Genomic DNA, 17,709 nt, shown 5'->3' on the forward strand with positions numbered 1-17,709 from the left:
ATACGCTAATCACATGCGGTGATTGGCGTGTTTTGGTCCAAGACCAGCGGAACCAACCGCTTGGCCCGAAAAAACATTTGTTAAGGAATACACACATGGCCTCAACGGCATTTCCAAGCCGCGACGATTTCGCGGAACTTTTAAACGAATCTCTCGGTGGTGAAGATCAGGGCTTTGAAGGCCGCGTGGTCAAAGGCACCGTCACCGCCATCGAAAATGACATGGCTGTCATCGATGTAGGGCTGAAATCCGAAGGCCGCGTAGCATTGCGTGAATTCGCAGCACCAGGCCAGAAAGCCGAACTCAGCGTCGGCGACGAAGTCGAAGTCTATGTCGATCGTATCGAAAATGTGAATGGCGAAGCCATGCTGTCCCGCGATCGCGCTCGCCGCGAAGCGAGCTGGGACAAGCTGGAAAAAGAATATGACGAAGGCAATCGTGTCGAGGGTATTATCTTTGGTCGCGTCAAGGGCGGTTTCACCGTTGACCTTGACGGCGCCGTGGCCTTCCTGCCCGGCAGCCAGGTCGATGTCCGCCCCGTGCGTGATGTCACCCCGCTGATGGACATCAAACAGCCCTTCCAGATCCTGAAAATGGACCGCAAGCGCGGCAACATCGTCGTTTCGCGTCGCGCCATTCTCGAAGAGACCCGCGCCGAACAGCGTTCCGGCCTCATTGAATCGCTCGCCGAAGGTCAGGTTACCGAAGGTGTGGTCAAGAATATCACCGACTATGGTGCGTTTGTTGACCTTGGCGGCATTGACGGCCTGCTCCATGTCACTGACCTGAGCTACAAGCGCGTCAATCACCCGAACGAAATGATCAACATCGGCGACACGCTGAAAGTTCAGATCATCAAGATCAACAAGGATACCCAGCGTATTTCGCTCGGCATGAAACAGCTGGAAAGCGATCCCTGGGACACAGCGTCCGAAAAATATGCCGTTGGCACCAAGCTCACGGGTTCGGTTACCAATATCACGGAATATGGTGCGTTTGTTGAGCTCGAACCAGGCATTGAAGGTCTTGTCCACGTTTCCGAAATGAGCTGGACCAAGAAGAACGTTCACCCCGGCAAGATTGTTTCGACATCTCAGGAAGTCGATGTGCTGGTTCTCGAAGTCGACACCGACAAGCGCCGGATTTCTCTGGGTCTGAAGCAGGCTCAGTCCAATCCCTGGACCGACTTTGCTGACAAACATCCGGTTGGCAGCACCGTCGAAGGCGAAGTCAAGAATGCCACCGAGTTCGGTCTTTTCGTCGGTCTCGAAGGCGATGTGGATGGCATGGTTCACATGTCCGACATTGCCTGGGGCATTTCCGGCGAAGATGCTCTGAACCTCCATCACAAAGGCGAGCAGGTCAAAGCGGTGGTTCTCGACATTGATGTCGAGAAGGAACGCATTTCCCTCGGCATGAAGCAGCTGGAAAAAGGCGCTCCTGCGGTTGGCGGTGCAGATACTGGCGGAATGAAGAAGGGCGCAGTGGCAACTGTCACCGTTCTCGAAGTCCGCGACGGTGGCCTCGAAGTGCAGGTTGGCGACGATGGAGCAACCGGCTTCATCAAGCGTTCCGACCTTGGCCGGGACCGCGACGAACAGCGTCCGGACCGTTTCCAGGTCGGCCAGAAAGTCGATGCCATGGTCACCGGTTTCGACCGCAGCAAAAAGCCGAACTTCTCGATCAAGGCGCATCAGCTGGCCGAAGAGAAGCAGGCTGTCGAGCAATTCGGTTCGACAGACTCCGGCGCGAGCCTTGGCGATATTCTTGGCGAAGCGCTCAAGAAAAAGGACGACTGATCACCTCGATCACGTCCTGTCCAAACTGATCTGGAAAGCCCGTCTTCCGAAAGGAAGGCGGGCTTTTCCGTTTTTGGGAGGAAGAATCACTGGCCAGCAGCATCCCGGAATAAGGCACACCCTGTTCTGAAAATCCAAAGCCCATTGAAAACATGTAAATTTTCTGGCATCATCCTGCTTATCCGTGAAGAATGGAATGGCCTCTTGGCAAAGACGCCTTCCATGAATGGCAAGACTGCCTCTGACACCGAAAGGCAAGCCGATGATACGTTCTGAATTGCTTGAAAAACTGGCCAACGAAAATCCGGAGCTGAAACCGGATGAGATTGAGAAGATTGTGGATCTGTTTTTTAACCAGATCACTCAGAAACTGGCAGAGGGTGGACGTATCGAATTGCGGGGATTTGGCGCGTTTTCCACACGCCAGCGCAAACCGCGCATCGGACGAAATCCGCGAACAGGTGAATCCGTGGAAGTTCCCGCAAAACGGGTGCCCTATTTTAAACCGGGCAAGGAAATCCGGGAGCGATTGAACAAAAACCGCTAGAACAGATTGCTCCCGTACATATAGCTCACAAGAAAAACATGGATTTGGTTGCTCCGCACTTGACCCGCGGCGTGCAATGATGCTTGTCCAGAGACATTCGGCAACTCAGCCGGATCTACCGGTGCGGACGTGGCGAAATGGTAGACGCAGCAGACTTAAAATCTGCTATCCGAAACGGGTGTGCGGGTTCGAGTCCCGCCGTCCGCACCAGTTGATTTTTGGGATGGGAACACGAGCCGGAAGCACTATTTCCCGGTTCGGCGCAATCGGGATCGCAAGAGCTTCACCGCGTTGTCATAATGGGTAACATCATTATGGAGCCGGGCGGAGACCAAAGCTCCGTCTATTAGCGAGAGGCAGGCCGCGGCTTCCGCCTTCGGGCTGCCCACATTTTTGATGCTGTTGTCACGCAATCCGGCCTTGAAGGATTGCGCTAGCCATTTCACATTGCGTTTCTGAAAGATCCGAACCTCGTCGACTAGCTCATCCTGCAAGCTTTCCTGCTCAACACAAAGCACTATCGACAAGCAAATTGAGTCCCCGTCTTGCAAAATATCGCGTGTGAGGTCCAGATACCGGGAAACGCGCTCGCCACCAGTGACCTGTTTTTTGTCGAGGTCATCAAACCAGAGATAGATTTCCTGGGAGTATCGCTCGAACACCGCGTCCAGCAAATCCGGCTTGCTGGGAAAATGATGGAACATGCTGGCCTTCTGAATACCCACGGACTTGGCGAGACGCCCGATGCTGAATCCGTTGGAGCCTTGCTGCCGGGCAGCATCTTCCGCCAGATCGAGGATTGCCGTGCGTGTATTCATGCCCCTCCCTTAGCATCGACCTGACAAATTGCAATGCGGAGGATATGATCGCCACATGTAAAATCGCTGGAAAACCCGGGTGTTGGCATTGACTACCATCCGGTTGGTAGATAGCATCTGGCCGAGCGAAGAAGGATAACCGGGGGCAGATACCATATCCGATCAGGATCGTTCCGGACCAAAAAACAAGTTTGCAGAAAGTTCGGACAGGACGGTTTCTGACGAGGAAGATTTGCCCTGGATGTTATCTGGTTCGCCGGAACTACCGGAAACCGGGCCTCAAGAAAATTCGCGCAATATTGCGGCTCTGTTGCTCAAAATCTGGTCAATCAGAGCGAATGACTTCAAATATTTTGCGGAGGACTTCGGGGAAGTCCCGTGGAATATCATGCTGGACCTGACCTGTTCGGCACATCACGGCAAAACCGTGGTGGCCTCGGATCTCGCTATCACATATGATGTCCCCAAGACGACGATGAATCGCTATGTCGATTATCTCCACAATATTGGTCTGGTCGAAAAGAAAAGGGATGCGGACAACCGGGTTCGCGTGCTGCTGTCGCTGACTGACGAGGCGAACGATATGATGACGCAAACATTATCGAAAATAGCCGCCGAAATGGGGAAGGCCCCGGTCTGAACCGGTCTGACTTTCACAGCATCGCCATGTCCACCTGCTGATCCAGCAGCACCTTGCCTGCAAGCTCGAATACTGCCGGTGCTGTTGCGATATGCTGCGTCGCTACATGCGCGTCGCGGAACCGGCGCTGCAGAGTGCTTGACGCATAGACCGCGGCACCACCGCCAAGCATGTAGGCAGTCTTGCAAACATCTGCAGCAGTTTCGGTGGCATGGGCACAAGCCAGCCGCAACTGGCCCCGCCCGCGCGCTGAAATCTGCGCTTCACCATTGGCTTCCTGCCAGGCAGCTTCGACGGCGGTCTCCAGAAAGGCAAACGCACCACTCAGCTGCGCTTCTGCCCTTGCCAGCTCCACCTGTACGACAGGTCGCTGGGCCATGGTGCGGCCACCACCGGGCGTTTTCTTGGTGATCGCGATATTCCGTATCTCTTCGAGCGCAGCCCGCGCATTACCCAAAGCAACGGCGCATACGCCAAGCGCCAGCAATCCAAAAAGCGGGAACTTGTACAGCGGTCCGCCATCCTGCGGTTCGTCCGCGATGAAGGATATGCTCCGTTCCTTGGGAACCGTCAGCGCTTCGACTGCAAAATCCCCGGATCCCGTCCCCTTCATTCCGGCGACATGCCAGCTGTCGATCAGGCGCGCCTGATCAGCCGGGAAAAACAGCATCCGGTGATAGGGCGCCCCATTTTCAAATTTCAACAACTCGCCATCCTTGAAAATCATGGCGCCGCCGCCAAGCCAGCTGCAATTCGGAGAGCCGGAACCCCATTGCCACTGTCCCGAGAGGATATAATTGTCGCCCTTGTCTTCCGCTTTGCCCATGGGCGCGAACACTCCGCCCGTGATGACATCCTGCGGACCAAAAATCTCCTCTGCCACCGGCTTGTCGAGATAGGCTGCGCCGAGTGTGGACGTGACCGCTATCATGGCGCACCAGCCGGCGCTGGCGTCCGCTTCTGAAATGGTCGAGATGATTTTCAGAAAATCCAGCGGCGGGAGTTCCAGTCCGCCTATGGCTGAAGGCTTTGACAGGTTGTAAGCACCGGCCTCAGCCATTTTGCGCGCGAGATCAGCCGGCAGCTGGCGCGATTGCTCAATTTCTTCCGCACGTGCCGCAATCTCGGGCAAGAGCTCGAGAATGGCCTGCCCGGTCGAACCGCCTATTGATTGAATATCATATTGCAAACCGGCCATTCTTTCGTCTCCATGTTCCCGGCAAGCATAAGAGTAACTGTTCCTTGATCCAGCAAAAACATCTACGGTTGGGCCATGCGTCTGATTTTTCTGTTCAGCCTGTTGCTTGTCCTGACCGGGTGCGGTGGCGCCGCTGACGAAACTGTTTTGCCGGGTCCGGATCAAATCGTCCGGTTGTCGGATTCCGAAATCAAGGGTCTCGATCCGCAAGGGGTGTCTGATCTGTCCTCGCTCAGGGTTCTGGCTGACCAGTATGAAGGCCTGACCAGACTGGATGCCCGCGGTGAGGCAGAGCCCGGTCTCGCAAAGAAATGGACGGTATCCGCAGACGGTTTGCGGTGGATTTTCGAATTACGGCCGGACCTGGAATTTTCTGACGCCACGCCGATCAACGCGCACCTGTTTCCCGATGTCCTGGCCAGGTTGCGAGCGGAGGAAACGGCCGCACCAACACGGACGCTCTTTGACAATATCTCCACAATTGTGGCGCTCGACGCACAGATGGTGGAGATCCGCCTCAAATCGCCGTCGCCGGCCCTGCCGGTGCTGCTTGCCCATCCGGCATTGTCCGCCATACCGCTGCACCGAATCAGGGAAGCGGGAAACAGATGGACCGCCGATCGCCCTGTGGTGACCAGCGGACCCTATCGGCTCACTCATTGGCTTCTCAACAATCATGCGCGCCTGGAACGCAATCCGAACTGGCATGATGACACGAAGATCACCGGGAATATCATCTGGAAACCCATGGATGACAGTCTTGCGGGGATGCGGCTGATACTGGCCGGAGGGGCGGACATCGCCTCTGACTATCCGGTCAGTCGCCACCAGTGGCTCGAAGACAATCATCCCGGTCTGGCCCACAGCACGCCCTATCTTGGCAGCTACTATTTTGTGTTCAATACCCGCAAGCCGCCATTTGATGATGCGCGGGTTCGAACCGCCCTGTCGATGGCCATCGAGAGACAATGGATTGCCGACAAGGTCATGGCGATCGGCAACAGTCCCTCCTGGAGCGTCTTGCCGCCGGGATTGAACGGCGGGTCAGCATACCGCCCTGTCTGGGCCACGTGGCCGCGGGAACGGCGACTGCGTGAAGCTGAAGGGATCCTGCGGGAAGCGGGATATGATGCCGACAATCCGCTCACATTTGAAATACGTTTCAACAGCTCCGCTGAACATCGTCGGGTATCGGTGGCACTGGCCGCCATGTGGCAACCGCTGCCAGTCCGTACGACCCTGTTCAACAGCGAGGCGGCCTTGCATTTTTCGGCCTTGCGCCAGCATGATTTCGCCCTCGCCCGTTCCGGCTGGATCGCAGACATTCCGGTTCCGGAAAACTTTCTCATGGTGCACCAGCCCGCCAACGGACCGGGCAATTATTCGGGATACAGCAACCCGGCTTATGACAGGCTCGTCAACGATGCCCGGCAAAGTGCAGATGCCGGGAAACGTGCGGCTCTGTTCGCACAGGCCAACCAGTTGCTGACCCGGGACATGCCAATCCTTCCGCTCTACTTTTATGTGACGCGCTCGCTGGTCGCATCGCGGATTGACGGCTGGGACGATAATATTTCCAATGTTCACCCCAGCCGCACATTGCGTATAAGGACGCCATGACAAACCGGAACTCATCCCGTCTGGCCTCTTTCATCGCGCCAGTGATCGCTGGTCTGTTGCTGGCATCATGCAGTTCGTCAGGCGATGAAGACCGGGCCCGTGTTACAGTGATTTCCGAAAGTGGCGGGAAGGTCAATCCGATCGGGATTAATCTGAATCACGTCTCCGCAACAGCCCGGATGGCCGTGGCCAAAGGTCTGATCGGGCTGGACGAACAGGGCCGGATTGTGCCCTCCATCGCGGCACGCTGGATTGTGACCGACGACGGCCTGAGCTACATTTTCCGCCTGAACGAGGCCAGATGGAACGACGGCCGCCAGATCACGGCCGAACGAATCGCCACTTTACTGAGAGAGCGTATCGCAGAGCTGGCCGGCAGCCGGCTGGGACGTGACCTAAGGGTCATCGATGAAATCGTCTCCATGACCGGCCGCGTGATCGAAATACGCCTCGACTCTCCGCAGCCCAATTTCCTCCAGCTGCTGGCCCAACCTGAACTGGGCCTGTTCCGTGCAGGCCATGGCGCGGGCCCGATGGTGGAAATCTCGACGGAGCCGACGCTCGTTCTTGGTCCTTTGCTGCAACCGGATGAGGAGGCTGACGACGAGGAGACCGATGAGAGCTCTGTGGAGGATGATCCACGGCGGGTGTTTCTGCGCGGCGAAAGCGCGGCGCTCGCCATCGCCCGGTTCGATGCCGGTCATATCGATGTCGTGCTCAACGGAAAGTTTCATCATCTGCCGCTGATCGATGCGTCGGGAATCGATACCGGCAATTTGCGCCTGGATCCGGTGGCCGGACTGTTCGGGCTGCGTTTTGTGCGCGCGGATGGTTTCTGGGCGATACCCGACAATCGCGAAATACTCTCGATGGCGATCGACCGACCGGCATTGCTGACCTCCTTCCCCAATGTAACCGCATGGAAAAGCCGGCAGAAGATCATTCCCGAAGCACTGGATGTTGAAGGCATCAACACCCGGCCGGACTGGGCGACCATGACCATGCAGGATCGTATCGAATTCGCCCGTACCATGGTAGCCAGGTGGAAGGCCTCTGACGGGTATATTCCGCCCCTCGTTATCGGCCTGCCCGATGAAGCCGGGGCGGACATTTTGTTCCTGCGTGTCCAGTCGGATTTGCGGAGGATCGGACTGGATGCAAAAAAAGTGGGGATTGACCGCGTGGCAGATGTGCGCCTGATTGACGAAATCGCGCCTTATGACAGCCCGCAATGGTTTCTGACCCAGCTCACCTGCGATCTGACCGCTGTCTGCCTCAACGATGCCGATGCCAGGATCGCGGATGCCGATGCCGCCACCAATCTGGAGATCAAGGCCCGCCTCTATGCCGAAGCCGAACAGATGCTGGTCAATCATTACAACTATATTCCGCTCGGCACCCCCGTTCGCTGGTCGATCGCAAGGCCGGATCAGCGCGGGTTTGCGGTCAATCCCCGCGGGTGGCATCCATTGAATTCGCTGGTCGGCATACCTATATCATAGGTGTATGACTAATATAGCACAGGGAGGACCGAAATTGGCCATCTCCGAAGAGCAGTTAAAGCGTCTCGCGGAACAATTGCCGGATGTAAGCCGCGACCCGCAGGCGGTCCGGCAGCGTGTCGAGGCCATGGAAAAGGTTCTGGAACGGGTTTTCGTGATTCCCGGGATAAATCGCCCTGTCGGGCTTGATTCCCTCGTTGGCCTCATTCCCGTTGTCGGGGATATCGCAACGGCCCTGATGGGCGCCTATATCGTCTGGGAGGCCCGTAATCTGGGCATGTCCAAATGGCAATTGTCACGGATGGCGGCCAATGTCGGCATCGACACCGCGCTGGGTGCCGTCCCGCTCGCCGGTGACCTGTTCGACTTCTTGTGGCGGTCCAACACCCGCAATCTGAAGATCATTCGCAAGCATCTCGACAAGCACCACCCGGGTACCCGTACCATCGATAACGACCCGGCTCTTTTCGGGACGGACAAGCGCACCTGATCTCAGGCTGAATAGCGTCAGGCGCCCCGCCAGATCTTGATTGCCGTGTCGTCTTTGGCCCGCCGCATCCGGGCCGGGCAGCGGGTGGGCCGAAAATTCTCTGCAAGACACAGGCGCACTTCCTGCAACCAGCCCCGCCGATTGATTTTCAGCCGGATCATCTCGCTGGTGAGTCCGTCATTGGCCGCGGCAAAGGCCGTGCGAAAGGCTCCCGCCGTCAGCGGTTTGCGTGACAGTCGGTCCATGTCCGGAAACCGGACCGCGCCGAACATGATCCGCGAAATCCGGAAATAGGTTTCAGGCCGCCGGGCCATGCAGCTGCCATGCTTGGCCCATTGCCGCGCCATCAGCCGCGTATCCGGCATCATGCAGAAATTCCGCCGTGTCGCAGCGGGAGACAGGAGACGGGTCGCCCGGCACCATTGCGGATAGGTGGCACCCTGCGCGTCCGGCCAGAGACCGTGCAGGATGAACCCGAAACTGCCGTCATCACCGCTGCACTGGGTCTTGTGGCGGGAACTGTCCTTGCGGGTCCGGCAGAATTCCGGCGACCAGCTCAGCGCCAGCGTATAGCCGGATACCGGCAGTGGGCGCCGCGGTTCGCTGGCGGGTTTGGATACTGGTGATGCGGGCTGCAGGACCGAGGGTGCGCGGCATTGGTAGGCCTGGGCGTGGGCCAGTGATGGAACCACAAGCATGAGATGCAAACTGAAAATTCTCATTCAAACACATCCGACAATTGGTCGCCATTCTGGATCACGGCACCTTTTGACCGAAACCAGATCTGGGAAGGTTTCAAAAACAGGCAAATCGCTGCACCAAATGACAAAATATTGGCAACGGCGCTAACAACAAGATCAGGCCCGGTCATTTGGAGAAAAATACCTCCCAGCATTTCCGATCCAAGGCCTTTTGCCGCCATTGCGAGCAGAAAAAACCCCAGTCCCAAAAACGCAAGAACGGAATATATCCATTTGAACACATTGCTGGCGCGACGCGCTATGAGATCCCAAAGCAGGAACAGTAATCCAAAAAAGACCGCATTGATCAAAACAATCTCAAACAATGAGCCTTCTGTATCAAGATCGGTTGCAAAACTCACAAATGCCGAAATCCAGAACAGCCGCTCAAACCAGATGATCGATGTTGGACGGGCAGGTTTCATCACTAACCGCGTCTGATATCACACTTGTTCAAAGTCGAGGCCGATATCTGCCGCTGGTGCCGATTGTGTCAATCGGCCGACCGAGATGAAATCTACTCCGGTTTCCGCCTTGTCCCGGATGGTTTCCAGGCTGATCCCGCCGCTGGCCTCGGTCGCTGCGCGGTCTCCGATCAGCGTTACCGCCCCGCGCAAGGTCGCCGGGTCCATATTGTCGAGCAGCAAATGGGTGCCGCCAGCGGCCAGTGCGGGTTCGATCTGGTCGACGCGGTCCACCTCGACAATGATCGTTTCGATCTTTGCGTCCACTGCCCGTCGTACCGCCTCGCCGATATCGCCGGCGACGGCAACATGATTGTCCTTGATCATCGCGGCATCCCACAGGCCCATGCGGTGGTTCTGCGCCCCGCCCATCCGCGTCGCATATTTTTCCAGCACGCGAAGCCCGGGAATGGTTTTGCGCGTGTCGAGCAAAGTGCAACCCGTCCCCGCAATCTTGCGGACATATTCGTCGGTCATGCTGGCGATACCGGTGAGATGCTGCACCGTGTTGAGTGCGCTGCGCTCGGCCGTCAGCATCGCGCGTCCTCTGCCCTTCAATCGCATGATATCGGCGCCTGATGCGACAGTCGCTCCCTCTTCGGCCAGAATTTCGATCTCGACTGCCGGGTCCAGCGCACGGAAAAAAGCCTCCGCAATGGGCAATCCAGCAATCACCGCTTCGTGGCGGCTGTCCATGACACCGGTGAAGATGGCATCGGCTGGAATCACCGCCTCGGATGTGACATCCCGTCCTGTTGGGCCGAGATCTTCCGCCAGAGTGGATTGCACAAAGGCATCAAGGTCGAAGCGGTCAAGCGAGAATGTCATCGTCAATATCTAGCGCCAACCAAGTCATTTAGAAAGCGGCTATTCTCGGCAGAGCTGATGCAGGAACATGGCGGTTGATCACTTGCCGCCTTCCTGCCGAAGGAAGGCTCGGTGATAGGCCAGAACGAGAATGCCCGTTACGGCCAGAGCAACAATGCCAGATAGTCCTGCTTCCGGTCCGTAAGCGCCACCGGTCCAATAGTCCGGCCCGGCCTGTTCCGCAGATAACAACGATGAGGCGGATTCATTGCCGCTCATGGAAAATCCGAAAATTTTGCTTTGCGAAAAATTCCAGGCTGCGTGCAATCCAATCGACATTCCTAACCGTCCTGTGAGAATGACCGGCAGACACCAGATTGCCCCGTTCAAAGCCAGTATGAAAAAAGCGGCCCACGAGAAATTGTCAGTCGCACCATGCACCGAGGCGAAAATTACGGAAGTGAGTAGCACCGACATCGCCAAACCAGGTCTGGCTCCCAGCTTCATTCCAAACCATTCGCGAAAACTGGTCAGGAGGAACCCTCGGAAGATCAGTTCTTCCCAATAGGCGACAAGCAACATTCTGAACAGAAACATCCAGAAAGCGCCATCGACGGCGGCGGAACTGATCATAATTGCACCCGGCACGCTCCAGGGCACGGACACAGCAAAAATTAATCCGATCACCAAAACGCCGAAAACCATTCCCACAAAAAACTCAATACCGAAAAATAGGTCGCGACTTAGCCCGTAGTCGCTCAATGTTTTTTGCTCGATTCTGGCAGCCCAGAATCCCAGAAACACCGTCAGGAGAATGACCGCCAGCATGAGCTGCAACCATTGCGGTGAAACCAGAAAGAGCGGGCTCAAGATGGCAAACAGCGAAAATGCAAATATGGGCAGGCGCCAGAGAAGGCGAAGTCTTCCTGAACTGTCAGTGAAAACACTCACCACAGGCTCCAGCATGGATATAACTCCCTCGACATCACCGAGAGATCATTGCACCAGTTGCCTGGCGAAAGCGGCATTTTGCAGACAGTTGTCAGGTTTGGCCAGATGCCTAGCCCTCATGCGCCAGGTCGGTCGGTCCCAGGTCGCCCTGCCCCACCGTCGCGCTGGCCATTTCCAGCATGCGGTCGAGCGACTTTTTCGCCTGCAGCCGCAGCTCTTCGTCCATCTCGATCCGCGGTTCGAGATCGCGCAGCGCAACGTAGAGTTTTTCCATCGTGTTGAGCGCCATATAGGGGCAGATATTGCAGTTGCAGTTGCCGTCCGCGCCGGGAGCACCGATGAAATTTTTCTCGGGCACCGCCTTTTCCATCTGGTGGATGATATGCGGTTCGGTCGCGATAATGATCGTGTCGCCGTCAAATTCCTTGGCATATTTCAGGATCGCGCTGGTCGAACCGACCATGTCCGCATGATCAACAATATAGGCCGGACATTCGGGATGTGCGGCAACCGGAGCGTCGGGGTGCTGCTGCTTCAGCTTGAGCAGCTCGGTCTCGCTGAACGCTTCATGGACAATACACACACCGGGCCAGAGCAGCATGTCGCGGCCGGTCTGGCGGGCGATATAGCCGCCGAGATGCTTGTCCGGGCCGAAAATGACCTTCTGGTCGAGCGGAATCTGTTTCAGGATATGTTCCGCCGACGAGCTGGTGACGATGATATCGCTCAGCGCTTTCACCTCGGCCGAACAGTTGATGTAGGTCAGCGCGATATGGTCCGGATGCTCTTCGCGGAACGCCTTGAACTTGTCCGGAGGACAGGAGTCCTCGAGGCTGCAACCCGCGTCCAGATCAGGCAGCACGACAATCTTCTCCGGCGACAGGATCTTTGCCGTCTCCGCCATGAACTTCACGCCGCAAAAGGCAATGACGTCGGCATCGGTTTCCGCCGCCTTGCGGGACAGTTCCAGACTGTCACCGACAAAATCCGCAATATCCTGGATTTCGGGTTTCTGGTAATAATGGGCGAGGATGATCGCATTGCGCTCCTTGCGCAGCCGGTTGATTTCCTCGATCACGTCCACCCCGGCCAGAGAGCCGCCAATTCCACCACGTGCGTCCATTTTTTATTCCTTGTTTTCCGGCCATTTGGCCAACTTGATCCGGCTATGCCATGCGGCGCCCGAAAAGATCAATCATCGATGCGGAATTTTGCCACATCTGCGATGACCGCCTGGTCGGCGTTCATGCCCCCCATGATATAGTAATCCTGCCCGGATTTTGCGAGGCCGCGATGGTCCATGCTGGCAGATTGCAACCTGCCGAGCGCCGTCCAGCTGTCCGTCTCGAGATCATAGCCCATGATCCGGTCGGAGGGTTTGGCGGGTTCACCGTCATATCCGATCCCGTTGTAATTATAGGGATTGTCGCCGCCGCCAGCGAAGATCACCTGCTTGCGTTGCGGATCGCCAACCGCCGCCATCCTGTAGAGCGGACCGCCCGGCATCGGATCGACAGGACGCCAGGAAATTCGCAAGGGATCGGCGGGATCAATATCCCCGCGCCAGGTGAAAGGGGCGGCAACAAATTTGCGCTTGCCGTCCACCAGTCCGGCGACCGCGACGCCGTCCGTAACGATCATGCTGTTTCCGACAAGCCCGCCGGCATGCCCGAAGACGGCCAGTCCCGGGAATTCGGTTGCCTGGGACCAGCTATCCGTCCGGGTGTCGTAGAGCTGAACCAGGCTGACATTGCCCTGATCATGCCAGCCGGAAACGAGATAGATCCAGCGGTCCCGATAGGGCAATGCGACCATGTCATCGACCGGCGTCGGCATGTCCGCCACCCGCACATAGCTGTCATCGTCCGTATCATAGGCGAAAACTTCCGGCGTCGAGACTTCGTCCCCGTTTTCGGCGACGGTATAGCCGCCAAACAGGTAGATTTTTCCGTCAACGGTAACCGCTGCACTTGCCAGCCGCCCCTGCTCGACCGGAACCGGGCTGATCGCTTCACAGGCTTTGATCTCGATGACGCAGGCAAAAGCATCCTGACTGGTATCCTGCCAGCCCTTGCCCGCTTTCAGGCCATTAAAGCTGTATAGTGTCGGTCCGTCCGGTCCGGTCGCCAAGGCAACCGCATTGTTCGTCATCGGGACCGGAAGGGAGAAAACGGCCGCCCCGGAGCGCGGTTCCGTGCCGCCAGCGGCCGGTTCACTATTCTTTTCCGGCCATAGCATGAAGCCGATGACTGCCACCGCCAGAACAACAAAAAAAACAGCGAGGCTACCGGCACGGTTCACGACACCAGCGCCCATATCTCGTCATTTTCGTGAACGATATTCCGGTTCCGGAGATCCAGAAGATGCGCCAGAACCGAACGTCCGGCCGCACCAAACAGGCGCGGGTCGAGGCCTTTGTACATTTTCTGGACCATGTCGGGGATGGCCGCTTCCCGCTCCTCCAGGATTTTCAAAATTTGGCGCTCGCGTTGCTTGCGGTGCCCCATCATCCCGCGCACCAGCTGCCGCGGCTTGTCCACCGGTTTGCCATGGGCCGGGTAATAGACCTTGTCCTCCCGGTCATAGATTTTCTGGAGGCTCGCCATATAGTCGGCCATGTCGCCGTCCGGCGGTGATATCACGCTGGTCGACCAGGCCATGACATGGTCACCGGTAAACATCGCACCGGACTCCTGCACCGCGAGACAGAGATGATTGGAGGTATGTCCGGGAGTGGCCACCGCTTCGATGGTCCAGCCATCGCCGGACAGGGTTTCACCATCAACCAGCACCCGGTCGGGCCGGTAGCTTTGATCAAAGGCCTCGTCCGCCCGCGGCCCATCATCTTCCAGCACCAGCGCTGCGCATCCGATAATGGGCGCACCGGTTCTTTCTGCCAGCGGCGCCGCCGCCGGGCTGTGATCACGGTGGGTATGGGTACACATGATGGCTGATATCCTGGCATCGCCCGCGGCGGCGATGATTGCATCGATATGCGCATCTATGGCCGGGCCAGGGTCTATCACGGCCCGGTCCGACCGGTTCCCGACAAGATAGGTCTGGGTCCCGGTATAGGTATAGGGGCTGGGATTGCCCGCCAGCACGCGCACAACCAGCGGTTCAAGCTGCTCAGCCAGGCCGGTCGGGAAACTGGCGGGATCGAATTTCTCATCCATCCGGTGGATGTCGCATATTCAGCCGGTAAAACAAGCCAAAATCAGGTTTTGCCGGGGGAGCGGCTCGAAAGCGGGGCTCTGAAGGATTGGTTCAGATCGTTTCGAGTCCGGCTTCGAGCTCCTTGATTTCGCGATCATAGTTGCGAATCTTGCGACGCAAATCGGCATCCGGATTGTTACAGGATTTCGCCGCTGCATCCCGCCGCTGTTTCAGCGTTTGCAACGTCAGCTTCATCATCTTCTTTTCGTCGATCCTGGTAGTGAAGCTGCCGCATCCGGCTACGACGGCCCAGGTCTGGCTCTCGAGATCACCGGGTTTGCCGGCAAACGCGATTTTCTTGTTCATCGCCTCGCAATCGATATCCACTTTGACGGATTTCGGTTTGACGGGCAGTCGCGGTGCGTAGGAGATTTCGACCACCTGATTGGCGATGCTCCACACCCTGCTTGTCTGGCGGGCAGTTCGTCGCGAAGTCTGGTTGCTCTCGTTTTTGCTCTCGCTCGCCTCTTCCATGGCTTCGCGCAACGCTTCCCGGGCTTCACGCTTTGCCTCTCTCGCAGCTGCTCTGGCTTCCCGTTGCGCTTCCCGCACTTCGCGGGCCGCCTCGCGCAGGGCTTCCTCTCTTTCACGTTCGGCCTCGCGCAGCTGGATCCGGACCATCTGCTGGTGTTCGCGCATCTCGCGCTCACGTTCTTTCAATTCCTGCCGGTGCTCGCGCAATTCTGCTTCAGACTCGCGGCGCGACTCCTCTGCCTCAGCCACCATTTCCCGAACCTTTTCCTTGCTCAGTTTCTGGTTGGTACGCAAAATAATCGTGCGTCCGTCATGCTTGATCTTGTGGACATATTGCTTGTCGCGGGCAAAATCCTTCGACCCGTTCAGCATGGTGATGTTCACAACCTTGTCATCATCAGCAAAGGGTTCGGGTGCCGGCGGTACAGCAGGCGCGGGAGGTGCAGGAGGTACAGGCAGGCTGGTCTTCTTGTAAGAAGGCACCATCCGCCCAAGTTTTTCGTCAACCTCACTCCGTTTCAACTTGCGTTGCGATTCAAACTCAAATGTCCCGCGCTTGTTGCTGACGGTATATTTGTAACCGTCCCGGGTTTTTTCGGTGACCAGCACACCCTTGTCACCGACGTCGACCGTGGTGCCGGCGCTCTGAACCTGAACGCCGTCAAACGCGTCGTCGGGATGTGCATCATCCGCCATTTCTGCTTCCGCAATATCTGCCTCGGCATAGACCACCGTAGCCGTCAGCGGGAGCGCAGCGAATGTGGAGGCGCCGACCATGAGCATGCCGAGTTTTTTCCTCATGCCGGATTTCTCGGTTTGACCCAGCATCTTGAGCCGGTCCTTGATCTTGTTCTTCTGATTGAGCGGACTGGCCAGCCCAAGCTTGTGACCGGAAGCAGACTTGGCAATTGTCCGTCCGTATACCGCACGCATGGAACGCCCGCTTTTCTTGAGGATGCGCGCATCGCATGCCGTTTCCTGATCCTGACGGAATGCGACCCATGCAAACCAGGCCACCGGATTGAACCAGTGGAGAGACAGGATCAGCAGGCCGACAAAATTGGCGGCCAGATCACCGGACTCGTGATGGGCAATCTCATGGTCCAGCGCCAATTCGCGTTCCTGCGGCGCATAATTCCGGAAAAAATCGGCAGGTACCGCAATATATTTGTCAAACAGTCCAAAGGCCAGGGGACCGTTGACGGCCGCCGTTTCCAGAATCTTGATATTGCCATGCCGGCCGACCAGCTGACCATCAGCCAATATGTCTTCACGGAACTGGAAATAGCCTGCCAGTTTGCTCAAAAACAGCAAGCCCGCACCACCCAGCCAGATGATCACGGCGACCATCAGCCAGTCCACCGAAGCAAAGGCGCTGACAGCGACCTGTTGGGCGGCCGAGGATTGCACCAGCTCGGATCCGATCACAGCTGAAGCGATCGGTTCTGCAGGTGTTGGCGGCGGAGCTGCGACCGTCAGCGTCGGCATGAACAGGCGCGCCAGTGGCAATATCCAGAGAAGATAGGCGATGTGCGGGCCAAAGAAATGGCTCACCGGTCGGCGTAGCAGGAGGACCAGGGCCATCAGCAATGTCATTGAGACCATCGTATCGAGGGTCCAGATGGCCAGGATTCCGTCGCCGAATATCTCGCTGCTCATGCCTTCAACTCCCTCAAAAGCTCTTCAATTTCCCGGATATCCTCGTCACTCAGCTCATCGGCATCGGCCAGGTGTGCAACCAGCGGCGTAACCTTGCCGCCAAAGAGACGATCGACAAACTTGCGCGAAACGCCGGCCAGATAGGCGTCGCGTTCCACCAGAGGTGTATAGAGAAATTTGCGGCCATCACGCTGGGTGCCAAGCACCGCCTTCGCGGCCAGCCGCGAGAGCAATGTCTTGACTGTCTGGAGAGACCAGCCCTTTGATTCCACGACCCGATCGGCGACCTCAGTTGCCGTCAGCGGCGACTGTGTCCAGAGAACTTCCATGATTTCATGTTCTGCATCACTGATGCGCTCGACCATGACCTACTCCCCAATGTCCAAGCCAGCCAGATTCTGGCCGATCCCAAATCGACTACAACCGTAGATTAAACGACTACGCATGTAAACACTGGATTTTACATTTTGATGACCAGGCTGGATTTTATCGGTTGATCCGAAAGCCCTGCCATGTCGAGTTATTTTACATCTCGACACAGGTTAACAGCACAGTAACCAGCTAAACCGTTGAAAATTTTCACCAGAGCAAAACTGGCACGGTCAATGCATGGCTATTGGCGTTCCTATTGTTTCACACCCACGAAACACGAATGAGGGGGACAGCGAACTGGTCTCCGTTGTCCCCCCTCATTGAAATTACTGACAAACCTACCCAAGTCACAGCGGCCCGGAACTCCTAATCCGGGCCGCTCTTGATTCGGGCCAGCCGATTCTGTTTTTCG

At 57.1% G+C, this 17,709-nt stretch carries 17 protein-coding genes and 1 tRNA gene; 7 read left to right on the forward strand and 11 right to left on the reverse strand.

The features are described 5' to 3' along the window. The first annotated feature begins 95 nt into the window (after positions 1-95). The 3 genes from rpsA to BUQ90_RS16350 all read left to right on the forward strand — a co-directional run bounded on the left by rpsA (position 96) and on the right by BUQ90_RS16350 (position 2,556). Positions 96-1,799 carry a 30S ribosomal protein S1 gene (rpsA, locus tag BUQ90_RS16340; protein ID WP_074206156.1) on the forward strand — a complete coding sequence of 568 codons (1,704 nt, stop codon included), beginning with the start codon at positions 96-98 and terminating at the stop codon, positions 1,797-1,799. Positions 1,800-2,061: 262 nt separating this feature from the next. Beyond that, positions 2,062-2,346 (forward strand): integration host factor subunit beta, encoded by a 285-nt coding sequence (locus BUQ90_RS16345; RefSeq protein ID WP_074206509.1) that lies wholly within the window; start codon positions 2,062-2,064, stop codon positions 2,344-2,346. A 123-nt stretch (positions 2,347-2,469) separates the two neighbouring features. Then, positions 2,470-2,556 (forward strand) — tRNA-Leu (locus tag BUQ90_RS16350). Between the two features lie 35 nt (positions 2,557-2,591). On the opposite strand, the gene BUQ90_RS16355 is transcribed toward BUQ90_RS16350, so the two are convergent. Continuing rightward, positions 2,592-3,164: a TetR/AcrR family transcriptional regulator gene (locus tag BUQ90_RS16355; RefSeq protein WP_074206157.1), complete on the reverse strand. Its 573-nt coding sequence runs from the start codon at positions 3,162-3,164 to the stop codon at positions 2,592-2,594. Between the two features lie 241 nt (positions 3,165-3,405). Between BUQ90_RS16355 and BUQ90_RS16360 the strand changes: the two genes are divergently transcribed. After that, positions 3,406-3,804, forward strand: coding sequence for a MarR family winged helix-turn-helix transcriptional regulator (locus tag BUQ90_RS16360; RefSeq protein ID WP_074206158.1), 399 nt, complete (start codon positions 3,406-3,408; stop codon positions 3,802-3,804). Positions 3,805-3,817: 13 nt separating this feature from the next. On the opposite strand, the gene BUQ90_RS16365 is transcribed toward BUQ90_RS16360, so the two are convergent. Then, the gene (locus tag BUQ90_RS16365) at positions 3,818-5,002 is read right to left on the reverse strand and encodes an acyl-CoA dehydrogenase family protein (protein ID WP_074206159.1); all 1,185 of its coding nucleotides are present in this window, start codon (positions 5,000-5,002) and stop codon (positions 3,818-3,820) included. A 75-nt stretch (positions 5,003-5,077) separates the two neighbouring features. On the opposite strand from BUQ90_RS16365, the gene BUQ90_RS16370 reads away from it, so the two are divergent. From BUQ90_RS16370 to BUQ90_RS16380, 3 genes are read left to right on the forward strand one after another with little or no spacing between them, the layout of a single operon-like run. Continuing rightward, complete coding sequence (locus BUQ90_RS16370) at positions 5,078-6,622, forward strand: peptide ABC transporter substrate-binding protein (protein WP_074206160.1); 1,545 nt, start codon at positions 5,078-5,080, stop codon at positions 6,620-6,622. Beyond that, positions 6,619-8,124: an ABC transporter substrate-binding protein gene (locus BUQ90_RS16375; RefSeq protein ID WP_084192755.1), complete on the forward strand. Its 1,506-nt coding sequence runs from the start codon at positions 6,619-6,621 to the stop codon at positions 8,122-8,124. Before BUQ90_RS16370 ends, BUQ90_RS16375 begins: the two co-directional genes overlap by 4 nt. Before the next feature lie 34 nt (positions 8,125-8,158). Next, positions 8,159-8,614, forward strand: coding sequence for a DUF4112 domain-containing protein (locus tag BUQ90_RS16380; protein ID WP_074206161.1), 456 nt, complete (start codon positions 8,159-8,161; stop codon positions 8,612-8,614). Positions 8,615-8,631: 17 nt separating this feature from the next. Here the strand turns inward: BUQ90_RS16380 and BUQ90_RS16385 are convergent, their stop codons facing one another. From BUQ90_RS16385 to BUQ90_RS16425, 9 genes are all read right to left on the reverse strand, one after another. Beyond that, the gene (locus BUQ90_RS16385) at positions 8,632-9,336 is read right to left on the reverse strand and encodes a ribonuclease T2 (protein WP_074206162.1); all 705 of its coding nucleotides are present in this window, start codon (positions 9,334-9,336) and stop codon (positions 8,632-8,634) included. Next, complete coding sequence (locus BUQ90_RS16390) at positions 9,333-9,779, reverse strand: hypothetical protein (protein WP_074206163.1); 447 nt, start codon at positions 9,777-9,779, stop codon at positions 9,333-9,335. The genes BUQ90_RS16385 and BUQ90_RS16390 overlap by 4 nt, the downstream gene beginning before the upstream one ends. An 18-nt stretch (positions 9,780-9,797) precedes the next feature. Beyond that, positions 9,798-10,646, reverse strand: a complete 849-nt coding sequence (gene nadC, locus BUQ90_RS16395) for a carboxylating nicotinate-nucleotide diphosphorylase (protein ID WP_074206164.1) — start codon at positions 10,644-10,646, stop codon at positions 9,798-9,800. Positions 10,647-10,724: 78 nt separating this feature from the next. Continuing rightward, the gene (locus BUQ90_RS16400; RefSeq protein WP_074206165.1) at positions 10,725-11,591 is read right to left on the reverse strand and encodes a CPBP family intramembrane glutamic endopeptidase; all 867 of its coding nucleotides are present in this window, start codon (positions 11,589-11,591) and stop codon (positions 10,725-10,727) included. A 94-nt stretch (positions 11,592-11,685) separates the two neighbouring features. Beyond that, positions 11,686-12,699, reverse strand: coding sequence for a quinolinate synthase NadA (gene nadA, locus BUQ90_RS16405; protein ID WP_074206166.1), 1,014 nt, complete (start codon positions 12,697-12,699; stop codon positions 11,686-11,688). 68 nt (positions 12,700-12,767) lie between these two features. Next, complete coding sequence (locus BUQ90_RS16410; RefSeq protein WP_159437124.1) at positions 12,768-13,877, reverse strand: Kelch repeat-containing protein; 1,110 nt, start codon at positions 13,875-13,877, stop codon at positions 12,768-12,770. After that, positions 13,874-14,752 (reverse strand): MBL fold metallo-hydrolase, encoded by an 879-nt coding sequence (locus BUQ90_RS16415; RefSeq protein ID WP_074206167.1) that lies wholly within the window; start codon positions 14,750-14,752, stop codon positions 13,874-13,876. Before BUQ90_RS16415 ends, BUQ90_RS16410 begins: the two co-directional genes overlap by 4 nt. A 91-nt stretch (positions 14,753-14,843) precedes the next feature. Beyond that, entirely contained in the window at positions 14,844-16,925 is a 2,082-nt protein-coding gene (locus BUQ90_RS16420) for a M56 family metallopeptidase (protein WP_074206168.1), read from the reverse strand. Next, positions 16,922-17,290, reverse strand: a complete 369-nt coding sequence (locus tag BUQ90_RS16425) for a BlaI/MecI/CopY family transcriptional regulator (RefSeq protein ID WP_074206169.1) — start codon at positions 17,288-17,290, stop codon at positions 16,922-16,924. The genes BUQ90_RS16420 and BUQ90_RS16425 overlap by 4 nt, the downstream gene beginning before the upstream one ends. Between the last annotated feature and the right edge of the window lie 419 nt (positions 17,291-17,709).

The organism is Parasphingorhabdus marina DSM 22363 (assembly GCF_900128895.1).
Classification (GTDB): Bacteria; Pseudomonadota; Alphaproteobacteria; order Sphingomonadales; family Sphingomonadaceae; genus Parasphingorhabdus; species Parasphingorhabdus marina.